The organism is Vitiosangium sp. GDMCC 1.1324 (assembly GCF_003044305.1).
Lineage (GTDB): Bacteria > Myxococcota > Myxococcia > Myxococcales > Myxococcaceae > Archangium.
On sequence record NZ_PZOX01000003.1, the window covers coordinates 259313 to 273847 of the forward strand.

Annotated in this window: 8 protein-coding genes; all 8 read left to right on the forward strand. The window is 64.8% G+C overall.

What is annotated here, in order from left to right:
* The first annotated feature begins 4 nt into the window (after nt 1–4).
* The 8 genes from DAT35_RS09625 (at nt 5) to DAT35_RS09660 (ending at nt 14458) form a co-directional block, all read left to right on the forward strand.
* Nucleotides 5–1246, forward strand: a complete 1242-nt coding sequence (locus DAT35_RS09625; protein ID WP_108066644.1) for an ABC transporter substrate-binding protein — start codon at nt 5–7, stop codon at nt 1244–1246.
* Between the two features lie 85 nt (nt 1247–1331).
* The gene (locus DAT35_RS09630) at nt 1332–2279 is read left to right on the forward strand and encodes a carbohydrate ABC transporter permease (protein WP_199242855.1); all 948 of its coding nucleotides are present in this window, start codon (nt 1332–1334) and stop codon (nt 2277–2279) included.
* Nucleotides 2279–3124, forward strand: a complete 846-nt coding sequence (locus tag DAT35_RS09635; RefSeq protein ID WP_108066645.1) for a carbohydrate ABC transporter permease — start codon at nt 2279–2281, stop codon at nt 3122–3124. Before DAT35_RS09630 ends, DAT35_RS09635 begins: the two co-directional genes overlap by 1 nt.
* Before the next feature lie 11 nt (nt 3125–3135).
* Entirely contained in the window at nt 3136–4221 is a 1086-nt protein-coding gene (locus DAT35_RS09640) for an ABC transporter ATP-binding protein (RefSeq protein WP_108066646.1), read from the forward strand.
* A gap of 614 nt (nt 4222–4835) precedes the next feature.
* A complete protein-coding gene (locus tag DAT35_RS09645) occupies nt 4836–7484 on the forward strand; it encodes a glycoside hydrolase family 48 protein (RefSeq protein ID WP_233261387.1) in 2649 nt (882 codons plus the stop codon).
* A 144-nt stretch (nt 7485–7628) separates the two neighbouring features.
* A complete protein-coding gene (locus DAT35_RS09650; protein WP_233261388.1) occupies nt 7629–10634 on the forward strand; it encodes a glycoside hydrolase family 9 protein in 3006 nt (1001 codons plus the stop codon).
* A gap of 25 nt (nt 10635–10659) precedes the next feature.
* Nucleotides 10660–11964, forward strand: coding sequence for a lytic polysaccharide monooxygenase (locus DAT35_RS09655; RefSeq protein ID WP_108066648.1), 1305 nt, complete (start codon nt 10660–10662; stop codon nt 11962–11964).
* Nucleotides 11965–12106: 142 nt separating this feature from the next.
* Complete coding sequence (locus DAT35_RS09660) at nt 12107–14458, forward strand: glycoside hydrolase family 6 protein (protein WP_233261389.1); 2352 nt, start codon at nt 12107–12109, stop codon at nt 14456–14458.
* Nucleotides 14459–14535 lie beyond the last annotated feature (77 nt).

Sequence of the window (14535 nt, forward strand, 5' to 3'; positions counted from 1 at the left end):
CGTAATGCGAGCGCTCAAGACCCTGGCGGGACTGGTTCCCGCCCTGATGATCGGCGTATCCACCGGGGCATCTGCTCAGACGGCAGAGGTACTGCATTGGTGGACGTCCGGTGGTGAATCGGCGGCACTCGGCAAGGTCCGCGCGGCCTATACCGCCAAGGGCGGCACCTGGAAGGACACTCCGATTGCCGGTGGTGGCAATGCTCGCGCCGCGGTCGTCAATCGCATGATCGGCGGCAAGCCGCCGACGGTCTTCATGTTCTCGATTGGCAAGCAGCTCGATGAGCTGGCCGAGCAGGGGCTCGTCGGCGACGTCAACGACGTGGCCGTCGCGGGCAAGTGGGACGCCGTCCTGCCGCCCCTGATTGCCCAGGTCTCCAAGCGCGACGGCAAGTACATCGCTGCTCCTATCAACATCCACGGTGAGAACTGGATGTTCTACAACACCGCGGCCCTCAAGAAGGCCGGGGTCGAGGTGCCGAAGACGTGGCCGGACTTCCTGAAGGCCGCGAAGACGCTCAAGGCGGCGGGAATCACCCCGATCGCGCTCGGCGGCGAGCCGTGGCAGGAGCGGATCCTCTTCAATTCCGTCCTGCTGGGCGTTGGAGGTCGGGACCACTACGCCAAGGTCTACGGCCAACTCGATGAAGCGGCGATGAAGTCCGACACCATGCTCGAGGTCTTCAAGACCGTCGCGGCGCTGCGCGAGTTCGTCGACGAGGGCAGCCCGGGCCGCAAGTGGAACATCGCGGCCAACATGATGATGAAGGGCACGGCGGCCTTCCAATTCATGGGGGACTGGGCCAAGGGCGAGCTGGTGGCAGCTGGCATCGAGCCCGGAACGACGGTCGGCTGTGCGCTCGCCCCGGCCAAGGACAAGGGCTACATCATGACCGTGGACGCGTTCGCCTTCTCGAATGTGAAGGACAAGGCGGGCCGTGACGCGCAGAAGCTGATGGCGAGCGTCATCATGGACCCGGCGGTCCAGGTCGCCTTCAACAAGCAGAAGGGGTCGATCCCCGTCCGCACCGACGTGACCGACGCCTCCTTCGACGTCTGCGCCAAACTGGCGATGGAGACGCTCAAGGACACGAAGGCGCAGCTCGCGAGCTCCGGCCTGTTCGGCCTCCCCAGCTCGGTGTCCGGCGCCATCGATGATGCGATCTCGAACTACTGGAACAACCGGTCGCTGACGCCCGAGCAGGGACGCGACCTCTTCATCAAGGCGATTGCCAGCGCGAAGTGAGACCGAGCGGCCGGGGTGAAGTTCCACCACCCCGGCCGCCTGTCTTTCCCTCCCCCCTCGGAACTCTTCGCGGACGGACCCCTTCATGATGAACGCACAACAGCAGCCGTCCGCGGTGCCGCTGCCGCGCACGGAGGCCTCGCCGGCTGAGAAGCGCCCGCGCTTGTCCGCCAGAACGGCGGCCAGGATCGCGCTCGTTCCGGCCGCGATCATCACGTTCCTATGCTTCTACGTCTTCGTCGGCTGGACGGTCGTCATCTCGATGACGCGTTCGCGGCTGCTGCCAATCTACGACTTCGTGGGGTTCGATCAGTACCGGCGTCTGTTCGCCAATGACCGCTGGTGGACGGCCATGGAGAACCTGGCCATCCATGGCACGCTGTTCATCCTGGGCTGCACCGTTGTGGGCTATGCGCTCGCCATCCTGCTCGACCGCGGCACCCGAGCGGAGAGCTTCTTTCGCACCGTGTTCATGCTGCCGCTGTCGATGTCGTTCATCGTCACCGGCGCCATCTGGCAGTGGCTGCTCAACCCGACACTCGGCATCCAGGACGCGGTGCGGGACCTCGGCTGGACGGAGTTCGTCTTCAACTGGCTCGTCCGGCCCGACCGGGCCATCTACACGCTGGCCGTCGCCGGCGTCTGGCAGCAGGTCGGACTGTGCATGGCGCTCTTCCTCGCCGGCCTGCGCGGCATCGATCCCAACATCTGGAAGGCGACGCGGATAGATGGCATTCCCACCTGGCGCGTCTACACCCACATCATCACGCAGATGCTGAGACCGGTGTTCTTCACCGTGTTCGTCCTGCTGTCGTCGCTGGTGCTCAAGTCCTTCGACCTCGTCGTGGCGCTGACCGGTGGCGGCCCCGGCTTCTCCTCCGACCTGCCGGCGCGCTTCGTCGTCGACCACATCCTCAATCGCCAGGAGTTGGGGCTGGGCGCCGCCGGTGCCTTCATGATGCTGTGCACCATCGCGGCGGTGGTCGCACCGTACTTCTATCTCGAGCTGCGCAAGCCACAGAGGGAGGCGTGATGCGCTACCAGCGGCTCATTCTCTACCTCCTGCTGACCTCCGCCGCGCTGGCGATGCTCGCGCCGCTCTTGTTCATGATCTCGACCTCGCTCAAGCCGATGGACGAGATCCGCGACGGCAGCCTGTTCGCGCTGCCCCACGCCCCGACGCTGGCCGCCTGGGCCAAGGCCTGGAACGGCGCCTGCATCGGAGATTCGTGCGAGGGGCTGTCGGGACAATTCGCCAATTCCTTCATCATCGTCCTGCCGTCGCTCTTCCTGTCGGTGGGGCTGGGCGCGCTGACGGGCTATGCGCTCAGCCTGTGGCGCGTCCCCTACGCCAACGTCCTGTTCAGCGCGATCCTCCTCGGTCTCTTCATTCCGCCGCAGGTGACGCTCTACCCGATGATCATCATGGTCCGTGAGCTCGGGCTGTTCGGCTCGGTGTCCGGCTTGGTGCTGGTTCACGTCGTCTGGGGCATGGCCTTCGTCACCCTGCTGTTCCGCAACTTCTTCCAGTCGGTACCGCAGGATCTGCTCAAGGCCGCGCGGATCGACGGGGCCGGTTTCTTCGCGATCTTCTGGTACGTGATGCTGCCGCTGTCGCTGCCGGTCTTCGCCGTCGCGGTCATCCTGCAGTTCACCTACATCTGGAATGACTTCCTGCTGGGGCTGACCTTCAGCAGCCCGGAAAGCCAGCCGGTGACCGTGGCGCTGAACAACCTGGTCGGCTCGCAGTTCGGCGAGCAGGAATACAACCTCAACATGGCCGCAACCATGCTGACGGCACTGCCCACCGTGCTCGTCTATCTCTTCTCGGGACGTCTCTTCGTCCGCGGCATCGCAGCCGGCGCCGTCAAGGGCTGAGGACCTACGCAATGCATGGAGTCAGACTCGAATCCGTCCGCAAGGTCTATGGTGCGCACACCATCATCGACGAGCTCAATCTAGAGATCGACGACGGAGAGTTCCTGGTGTTGCTCGGACCGTCGGGTTGCGGCAAGTCCACGCTGCTCAACATGATCGCGGGCCTCGAGACGGTGACGAGCGGCCGCATCCTGCTCGGCGGCCGGGACGTGACCGGGCTCGAACCGGACGAGCGCGACATCGCGATGGTGTTCCAATCCTATGCGCTCTACCCGACCATGTCGGTGCGCAAGAACATCGGCTTCGGCCTCAAGATGCGCGGAACTCCCAAGGCGGAGATCGACCGCCGGGTGGAGGATGTGGCGCGTCTGCTGCGCATCGAGCACCTCCTCGAGCGCCGGCCGGCCCAGATGTCCGGAGGCCAGCAGCAGCGCGTCGCCATCGGCCGCGCGTTGGTGCGCGAACCCTCGGTCTTCCTGTTCGACGAGCCGCTCAGCAATCTCGACGCCAAGCTGCGCGCCGACATGCGCGTCGAGCTCAAGAAGCTGCATGAGCGGGTCGGCCGCACCATGGTCTACGTCACGCATGACCAGATCGAGGCCATGACGATGGCGACGCGCATTGTCGTGCTCGACCAGGGCCGCATCCAGCAATGCGATAGACCGGAGGTCATCTACGACCGGCCGGTCAACCGCTTCGTGGCGTCCTTCGTCGGCGCCCCCACCATGAACTTCCTCGACGGGCGTCTGACCCGGAGCGGAGACTGCTTGGCGGTTGCCTGCCGAGATGCGGTCATCCCGTTGCCAGGGCTAGACGGCTCTTCCGAGCTGACAGAAGGCCGCCCCATCGTGCTCGGCCTCCGGCCCGAACACGTACTCCCCGCCGAGAAGGGAGGGGCCAGCACCATCCAGGCCGTGCCGCTGATGTCGGAGCCGACCGGCCCTGACATGTTCGTGCTGATGGCACTCGGCGGCAGTGAAATCACGGTCCGCCTCCCGACTGGCGAGAAGGTCGAACGCCACACACCGTTGCCCATCCGGATAGATGGCCGGCGCGTCTCCCTGTTCTCACCGGACAGCGGAGCGAGGCTGGCATAGGCGGCTTCACAGTCAGAGGCCCCGCGAGAGTCCACCCCACCCTGAATCACGGGGGGGGTGTGCGCCAATCCCGCGAGGGCCCGTCTGCGTTGGAGCCCTGACGGCGCCCAGGCGCGAGAGGTCTGCGCGCGGCCTTCAGACTCGAGACAAGAACGACACGCCTGACGAAAGCTTTCTCACTCCTCGCGACTCGCAAGGGGCCAGGAAGCGTGTGCCCGCCAGCCACGCCCCACAACCCATACACACGCGCCTCCAGGCAAAAGCAGAAAAACAGATTTCCATTGCTTTCCTTATTCACTCCATGTATCAGGATAATCCGTAAGGCCCTGGGACGCGTCAGGTCATCCGTGCTCGACCTCCGCGGCCCTGCTCTCCATCGGGTTCCCCAACGTGACCTTCTCCTGTAGCGGGAAGCACTCCGGCCTTGCCTCCCGGAAGTCGTCTTGCGGTGACTTTGGGATGTTCCGAAGTCCCTCGAGCCGGGAAGTGGTGAAGTAATGCATTGCGTCTAAAGACAGATGTTCGTGCGTCGTGCCTCAGTTCCCCCCAAGGAGGACATGATGTTCTTCGAATCGCGCTGTATCAAATCAGCCGTGACACGAGCTCTTTGCCTGATGATGGCGGCTGCCGCTCCCACCCAGGCCATCGCCGCCACCAAATCGGCGCCCACACTGGGCTCGGCTCTCGCCGGGGAGTCTGCCTATACGCAGCGGTTCCTCGACCAGTACAACAAGATCAAGAATCCGGCGAATGGCTATTTCAGCGCCAAGGGCGTGCCCTATCACTCCGTCGAGACCCTGATGGTCGAGGCTCCGGACCATGGGCACGAGACCACCTCGGAGGCCTACAGCTACTGGCTGTGGCTGGAGGCGGAGTACGGCCGGGTGACGGGTGATTGGACGCCCTTCAAGAACGCCTGGGCCAACATGGAGCTGTACATCATCCCGTCCCAGGCGGATCAGCCGACCAACTCGGCCTACCAGGCGAACAAGCCGGCCACGTATGCCGCCGAGTGGGATCTGCCGAACCAGTACCCCTCCCCGCTGCGCACGGAGGTGGCGGTCGGGAACGATCCGATCGCGAGCGAGCTGCAGACCACGTATGGGACCAGCGACATCTACGGCATGCACTGGCTGCTGGACGTCGACAACTGGTACGGATACGGCCGCTGCGGCGATGGGACGACCTCTCCGACGTACATCAACACCTTCCAGCGCGGCCCGCAGGAGTCCGTGTGGGAGACGGTTCCGCACCCCTCCTGTGAATCCTTCACCTGGGGCAAGTCGAACCAAGGCTTCCTGAGCCTGTTCACGGGAGATGCCAGCTACTCCCGCCAGTGGCGTTACACCAACGCACCGGATGCGGATGCCCGTGCCGTGCAAGCCGCCTACTGGGCCTACACCTGGGCGAAGGAGCAGGGCAAGGAAGGGCAGGTGGCCGACCTCGCCAAGAAGGCGGGCAAGATGGGCGACTATCTCCGCTATGCGATGTTCGACAAGTACTTCAAGCGCATCGGCCAGTGCATCGGAGAGACCAACTGCCCCGCTGGCAGTGGCAAGAACAGCATGCATTACCTGCTGTCGTGGTACTACTCGTGGGGCGGCTCGCTGAGCACGAGTGGTGGCTGGGCCTGGCGCATCGGCTCGAGCCATAACCATTTCGGCTACCAGAACCCGATGGCCGCCTACGTCCTGAGCACGACGTCGTTCGCCCGGCCCCAGTCCGCGACCGGAGCCAGCGACTGGGCGACGAGCTTGCAGCGGCAGCTCGAGTTCTACACGTGGCTGCAGTCCGCCGAGGGCGGCATCGCGGGAGGCGCCACGAACAGCTGGAAGGGCAGTTACTCGCAGCCAACGAGCACGTCGACCTTCTACGGCATGTACTACGACTGGCGCCCCGTGTACCACGACCCGGCGAGCAACCAGTGGTTCGGTTTCCAGGCTTGGTCCATGCAGCGCGTGGCGGAGTACTACTACGTCACGGGTGACGCCAAGGCCAAGAAGGTGCTCGACAAGTGGGTGGCCTGGGCCACCCAGAACACCAAGCTGAAAGCGGACGGCACGTACGAGATTCCGAGCACCCTGCAGTGGACGGGTGAGCCGGACACCTGGGTTCCGGGCAACCCGGGCAGCAACAGCAACCTGCACGTCTCCATCCTGGATTACACCACGGACGTCGGTGTGACCGCGGGCTACGCGCGGACGCTGATCTACTACGCCGCCAGGTCCGGGAGCGAGAGCACCAAGACCCTCGCCAAGGAACTGCTGGACCGGATGTGGACGAATTACCAGACCACGAAGGGCGTGGCCGTGCCCGAGAAGCGCGAGGACTACAAGCGCTTCGACGACACCTACAACGCGACGACGGGCGACGGCGTCTACGTTCCGCAGGGATGGACCGGCACGAACGCGCAGGGTGCGACGATCGACTCGAACGCGACGTTCATCAGCCTCCGTCCGAAGTACAAGCAGGATCCGGACTGGGCGAAGGTCCAGAGCTACCTGGCGGGCGGCGCGGTGCCCGAGTTCACCTACCACCGGTTCTGGGCCCAGGCGGACATCGCCATGGCCATGGCGGACTACGCACGGCTGCTGGACGGGAGCACGCCTCCTGCCGCGTCCATCCTGACCTCGGCGAGCGACCTCACCGTGGCCGAAGGAGGAAGCACGAGCTTCACGGTGAGCCTGTCCGCGGCCCCGACGAGCAATGTCACGGTCACGGTGGCCAAGGCCTCGGGTGATGCGGACCTGTTCGTGTCGTCCACGGCGACGCTGACCTTCACCCCGTCGAACTGGAACGTGGGTCAGACCGTCACCCTCTCGGCCGCAGAGGATGCGGACATGGCCAACGGAGTCGCCGCGTTCCAGCTGAGCGCGAGTGGCTACTCGCCGGTGTCGGTCAACGCGACGGAGCTCGACAATGACAATCCGCCTCCCGCGACCTGCACGGTGACCGTTGATACCAGCAACGACTGGGGCGCCGGTTACGTCGGGCGTGTCGTCCTGCTGAACAGCGGCACGGAGGCCATCTCCAACTGGAAGGTCAGCTGGACGGCCACCAATGATTTCACGCTGACCAACTCCTGGAGCGCGAGCTTCACGAAGTCCGGCCGCTCCATCGTGACGACGCCCCTGTGGAACGCGACGATCCCCGGCGGCGGCGGCAATACCGAGTACGGCTTCCAGGTGTCGTACAGCGGAGCGAAGCCCGTGCCCAGCGGTGTCAGCATGGAAGGGCATAACTGCACCATCATCGTCAAGTAGCAAGTAGTAAGGGGTGCTGCTCAACGGGAAATGCGGGACGTTGAGCAGCACCCTCCTTTCGTGCGCGGCGGCGGCGAGCGGCTCGTCCGCCGCAGTGCCGCCGCCCGGGCGTTCACCCACAGCCATGAGCAAGGAGCTGACCCAATGATGCGCAAGCATTTACTGGCAACACCAGCGGTCCTCTTGATGGGCTTGTCGTCCGCCGTGAGCCCTCGGGTCGCGCATGCGGAAACGTTCAACTACGCGGAGGCGCTGCAGAAGTCCCTCTGGTTCTACGAGGCCCAGCGGTCGGGTCCCCTGCCTGACACCAACCGGGTGAGCTGGCGGGGAAACTCCGGCTTGCAGGACGGCGCCGACGTGGGAAAGGACCTGACCGGCGGCTGGTACGACGCTGGCGATCACGTCAAGTTTGGCCTGCCCATGGCCGCCAGCACCACCATGCTGGCCTGGTCCGTCTATGAATATGGGGAGGCGTACCAGCAGAGCGGACAGCTGAATGCCATTCGCGACAACCTCCGCTGGGTCAACGACTACTTCATCAAAGCCCATACGGCTCCGAACGAGCTGTACGGCCAGGTGGGGGCGGGCAACACGGATCATGCCTGGTGGGGTCCAGCCGAGGCGATGCAGATGACCCGGCCCGCGTTCAAGATCAGCGCTTCCTGTCCAGGATCCGATCTGGCCGGTGAGACGGCCGCGGCCATGGCCGCCTCCTCCCTCGTGTTCAGGGAGTCCGACCCGACCTACTCGGCCACCCTGCTGACGCATGCCCGGCAACTCTTCACCTTCGCGGACACCTACCGGGGCAAGTACTCCGACTGCATCACGGATGCACAGGCCTTCTACAACTCCTGGAGCGGCTACTGGGACGAGCTGAGCTGGGCCGCCACCTGGTTGTACCTGGCCACCAACGAGAGCAGCTACCTGACGAAGGCCGAGAGCTACACGGCCTACTGGGGCTCCGAAGGGCAATCGCCCTACTGGGGCTACAAATGGACGCAGAGCTGGGATGGCAAGCAGTACGGCGCTCAGCTCCTGCTCGCCCGCCTCACGGGGAAGGACGTCTACAAAGCCTCGGTGGAGCGGAACCTGGATTTCTGGACCACCGGCTTCAACGGCGAGCGGGTCCGCTACTCCCCTGGCGGACTCGCCTGGTTGGATACGTGGGGCAGCCTGCGCTATGCCGCGAACGAGTCGTTCCTGGCATTCGTCTACGCCGACGACATCGCCGCCAGTGATCCGTCCAGGGCCACGCGTTACCGCGACTTCGCCTCCCGGCAGATCCGCTACATGCTCGGGGAGAACCCCCGGAGCTCGAGCTACGTGGTGGGCTTCGGTGTGAATGCCCCCCGGAACCCGCACCACCGCACGGCACACGGCTCCTGGGCCGACTCCATCTCCAGTCCCGCCCAGAGCCGGCACATCCTCTACGGCGCCCTGGTCGGTGGCCCGGACGCGGCGGATGCCTATTCGGACGACCGGTCCAACTACACCAACAACGAGGTCGCCACGGACTACAACGCGGGCTTCACCGGAGCTCTGGCCAGGATGTACCTCCTCTACGGCGGTACGCCCGACCCCGCCTTCCCGCCCCGAGAGGCCCCCACCACGGACGAGTTCTTCGTGGAGGCCGGCATCAACGTGTCCGGTTCCAACTTCACGGAGATCCGCTCATACATCAACAACATCTCCGGTTGGCCGGCCCGTGTGGCCGACAAGCTTTCCCTCCGGTACTTCGTCGACCTCTCCGAGGTCATCGCCGCCGGAGGTTCTCCCTCGAGCCTGACCGTCACCCTGAACTACCACCAGGGAGCAAAGGTCCTGCCCCTCAAACAGTGGTCTGGAAACATCTACTACGTCACGGTCGATTTCACCGGCACGCCGATCTACCCCGGTGGGCAGTCCGCGTTCCGCAAGGAAGCCCAGTTCCGCATCGCCGCTCCGGCCGGAAGCCCCTGGGATCCGACCAACGACCCGTCCTACAAGAACCTGACCTCCACCGCGGCCAAGACATCCTTCATTCCGGTCTATGACAACGGCGTCCGGCTCTTTGGCTCCGAGCCCGGCCCCGTCTCGAACGACACGATTCCTCCCGCGACCCCGGTCGGCCTGTTGGCCACCGCGGCCAATCCGACGCAGGTCAACCTGCTCTGGACGGCGAACACGGAGTCGGACCTGGCGAGCTACAATCTCTATCGCTCCACGACCAGCGGCTTCACGCCCTCCGCCAGCAACCGGATCTCCACCGGGGTGGTCGGAAACACCTACGCGAACAGCGGTCTGAGCGCCTCGACCACCTACTATTACAAACTCACGGCCGTCGACACCTCCGGCAACGAGTCCTCCGCGTCCACGCAGGCCTCCGCGACCACGCCTGCCCCGGACACCACTCCGCCCGCGGCTCCGACGGGCCTGCAGGCCACCTCGGCCAGCTCCAGCCAGATCAACCTGACCTGGGCCGCCAGTGCCGAGTCCGATCTGAAGGGCTACAACGTCTATCGTTCCACGACCAGCGGCTTCACGCCCTCCGCCAGCAACCGGATCGCCAGCGGCGTCACGACGGCCTCCTACGCCAGCACCGGGCTGAACGCCTCGACCACCTACTATTTCAAGCTCACGGCCGTTGACACCTCCGGCAACGAGTCCTCCTCGTCCACGGAGTCCTCCGCGACCACGCAGCAGGCACCGGCGTCCAGCCTGTCGGCCTTGTACCGCGACGCTGATAGCAATTCGCCGGCCAACAACCAGATCAAACCCCACCTCAAGATCGCCAACGGTGGAACGGCCAGCGTTCCCCTCAGCGAGCTGAAGGTCCGCTACTATTTCACGCCGGATTCCGGAGAGTCGATCCAGGTCTCGTGTGACTGGGCCAACGTGGGCTGCGCGAACATCACCTCCACCGTGGTGCAGCTGTCCACGCCGAAGACAGGCGCCACGCATTACCTGGAGCTCGGCTTCGCCACCGGTTCCGGCTCGGTCTCCGCCGGAAGCGACACCGGCGAGATGATGATCCGGTTCAACAAGAGCAACTGGTCCAACTTCGACGAGACCAATGACTACTCGTACGACCCGACCAAGACCGCCTACGCCCCGTGGAGCAAGGTGACGGTGTTCCGCGCCGGCACCCTGGTCTGGGGCACCGAGCCATAAACCCGAACCTCGAGGAGAGAGCTCCATGCGAAAGCAAAGCAACGGTGTGTCCCGTGCTGCTGTCTTCGGATTGGCCACTCTGGGCGCGGTGCTCGTGCCCATGGGCGACGCACTCGCCCACGGAGGGATGACCTACCCCGCGACCCGGACCTATGCCTGCTACCTGGATGGCAAGGCCGGAGGCCAGGGAGGTGACCTGCAACCCACCAATCCAGCCTGCATCGCCGCCGTGGCCGAGGGCGGCAAGAATCCTCTCTGGAACTGGTTCGGGAACCTGATCAGCAACGCCGCTGGCCGGCACCGGGAGATCATCCCGGACGGAAAGCTGTGCGGGCCCACTCCCCTCTTCGACGCCTACAACATGGCCCACGCGGACTGGCCCTCGACCCAGCTGGAGGCTGGCTCCACCATCACCCTCCGGTACAACGCGTGGGCTCCACACCCTGGCACGTGGTACCAGTACGTGACCCGGGATGGGTGGGACCCGAGCCAGCCGCTGAAGTGGTCCGACCTGGAGCCGGCCCCCTTCAACACAGTCACGAACCCACCCATCAACGGCAGCGGCCCCGAAGGCCCCGAGTACACCTGGAGCGCGCAGTTGCCTGCCGGCAAGAGCGGCCGGCACATCATCTATTCGATCTGGCAACGCTCGGACAGCGCCGAGGCCTTCTACAACTGCTCCGACGTGGTCTTCGACAACGGTGAGCCGGATACCGAGGCGCCCACCGCGCCCGGCACTCCGACCGCCAGCGGCGTGACCGGCACGACCGCTCAGTTGCAGTGGTCTGCCGCGCACGACAACGTGGGCGTGACCGGCTACGAGGTATACCGGGCAGCCGGCAGCACCGGTGAACTGGTGGCCTCGCCTGGTGGCACCTCCTTCAATCTCACGGGCCTCACGCCCTCGACCCCGTACACCGTCTACGTGGTCGCCCGTGACGCCGCGGGAAACCGCTCCGCCGCCTCACCAGCGGTCACGTTCACCACGACCCCGACTCCTCCCATCGGCAACTGCAGCGTCGCCTACAGCGAACCCAACAAGTGGTACGGCGGGTTCACGGGCAACGTCACAATCACCAACACCGGAACCAGCACGATCTCCGGTTGGACGCTGCAGTGGGACTACACCGGAGGCCAGACGGTCACCCAGGGCTGGAGCGCGAAGGTCTCCCAGCAAGGCACCGCGGTGACTGCCCAGAACGAGGCCTGGACCGCCAACCTCCCGCCGAACGGCTCTGTCTCCTTCGGGTTCAACGCGAACTCGCCGGCATCCAACCCGCCAGCACCGTCTGTCTTCACCCTCAACGGGACTGTCTGCACCACCCTCTAGATAAGCAGAGTTAATCCATCTCCATTTCGAGCGGTCTTCTTCTGATTGCGTGCTGTTGAAATCTTTTTCCAGGATAAAAAATATGCAACGAAAGCATCAAAGAAACTGCTTCCTGGCTCTGGCGCCCCTATCATTTCTTCTCATGACACTCTGGGGAGGAGCTGCTGCCGCGGCAGGGCATGCGGACAATCCGTTTGAAGGCGCAACCGCGTACGTCAACCCCGACTATGCGGCGCTGATTGACACCTCGATTGCCCAGACGACCGACAGCTCCCTGGCCGCGAAGATGCGCACGGTCAAAAAGTATCCGACCGCCGTCTGGCTCGACCGCATCGCGGCGATTCACGGTGGTAGCGCGAACGGCGGCCGCAAGAGCCTGCGCGACCATCTGGACCTCGTGCTGGCGCAGAAGAAGCCCGACCAGCCCATCACCGCGATCTTCGTCATCTACGACATGCCAGGCCGTGACTGCGCGGCGCTGGCGTCCAACGGTGAGCTGCCGCTGACCGCGGAGGGTCTGCAGCGCTACAAGGCCGAGTATATCGATGCCATCGCGACCGTCTTCGCCGATACGAAGTACCAGGACATCCGCATCATCGCGGCCATCGAGCCGGACGGCCTGCCGAACCTGGTGACCAACCTGAGCGATCCTGAATGCGCTCAGGCCAACTCCAGCGGCATCTACGTGGCGTCTGCGCAGTATGCGCTGAACAAGCTGCACGCCATCCCGAATGTCTACACCTACCTGGACATCGCCCACTCGGGTTGGCTGGGCTGGGACGACAACCGCCAGAGGGCCATCACGTTCTTCACCACCGTGGTGAACGGGACGACGGCCGGGCTGGCCAGCGTCGATGGCTTCGTGACCAACACGGCCAATTACACGCCCCTGGCGGAGCCAAACCTGGTGGACCCGAACGTGACCGTCGGCGGCCAGCAGCTCAAGTCGGCGAAGTACTACGAGTGGAATCCCCTCTTCGATGAAAGCGATTTCGCGGCGTCCCTCTACACCGGCTTCACGTCCGCGGGCTGGCCGGCCAGCATCGGCTTCCTCATCGACACCTCCCGCAATGGCTGGGGCGGAGCCAACCGGCCGACGGGTGCGTCCGGCACTACGGTCGACGCGTACGCCGACTCCGGCCGCGTTGACCGGCGCGCCCACCGGGGTCTCTGGTGCAACCAGAGCGGTACCGGCATCGGTCAGGCGCCCCAGTCGTCCCCGCCTGGCTATACCGCCTCGCACCTGGATGCGTTCGTCTGGATCAAGCCGCCGGGCGAGTCGGACGGCGCGAGCAAGGAGATTCCGAACAACGAGGGCAAGGGCGCGGACCCGATGTGCAACCCGGACTACACGACGAAGTTCAACACGAAGTCCGGGGCACTGGCGGATGCTCCGCTGGCCGGCCACTGGTTCCATAACCAATTCGCGATGCTGGTCCAGAACGCGTATCCGGCCATCCCGCCGACCACCGGTGACAATGACCCGCCCTTTCCGCCGACGGGCCTGACGGCCATCCCGGGGAACCAGCAGGTGGCGCTCAGCTGGGCCGCTTCGCTCGGTGCGACGAGCTATACCGTCAAGCGGGGCACGGCCAGCAGCGGACCGTTCACGACGGTTACCACCGTGACGGGTACGACCTACACCAACACCGGGCTGACCAATGGCACGACCTATTACTTCGTGGTCAGCGCGACCAACAGCAACGGTGAGAGCGCCAACACCAGCGCGGTCTCGGCGATTCCCGCTGAGCAGGTCCTGCCCGCCCCCACCAGCTTGCTCGCGACGGCGACCAGCTCCAGTCAAATCAACCTGAGCTGGACAGGCGCCACCGGTGCCACCGGCTACAACATCTACCGCGCCACCTCGTCGAACGTGGAGACGACCGCGGCGAATCGGGTTGGGACCAGCACCACCACCAGCTTCACCCATACGGGCCTGACGCCCAACACGACCTACTACTTCAAGGTGACGGCCTTCAATGCCGCCCTCGAGTCCGCCGCGTCGAACGAAGCCTCCGCCACGACACCGAACGTCAGCGTTGGCGCCCTCTCCGTCCTCTACCGCGACGGGGACAACAACGCCCCGACCAACAACCAGATCAAGCCCCACCTTCGGGTGAAGAACGGCGGCACCACGACAGCCAATCTGACGGAGATCACGGCCCGGTATTACTTCACACTGGAGAACCCGGCCACCCTTCAAGTCGCCTGCGATTGGGCCGTCCTGGGCTGCAGCAACATGAGCTTCAAGTTCGTGCAACTGGCCACTCCTCGGTCTGGCGCCAGCCATTACCTGGAGGTAGGCTTCCTCAGCGGCACTCTGGCCGCAGGCCAGGACACGGGAGACATCCAGCTCCGCGTGAACACATCGAACTGGACGAACTTCAACGAGGCGGATGACTACTCGTTCGTGGGCGGACAGACAGCCTATGGCGAGAACACCCGAATCACCGTCTACCGGAACGGCACACTGTCCGGAGGCATCGAGCCCTGACATCCCCCCGGACCCATCCTGAAATCAGCTGAATCAGCTCATTCTCTTACTGGGCTCGAAGCCCCCAGCCGTCATAC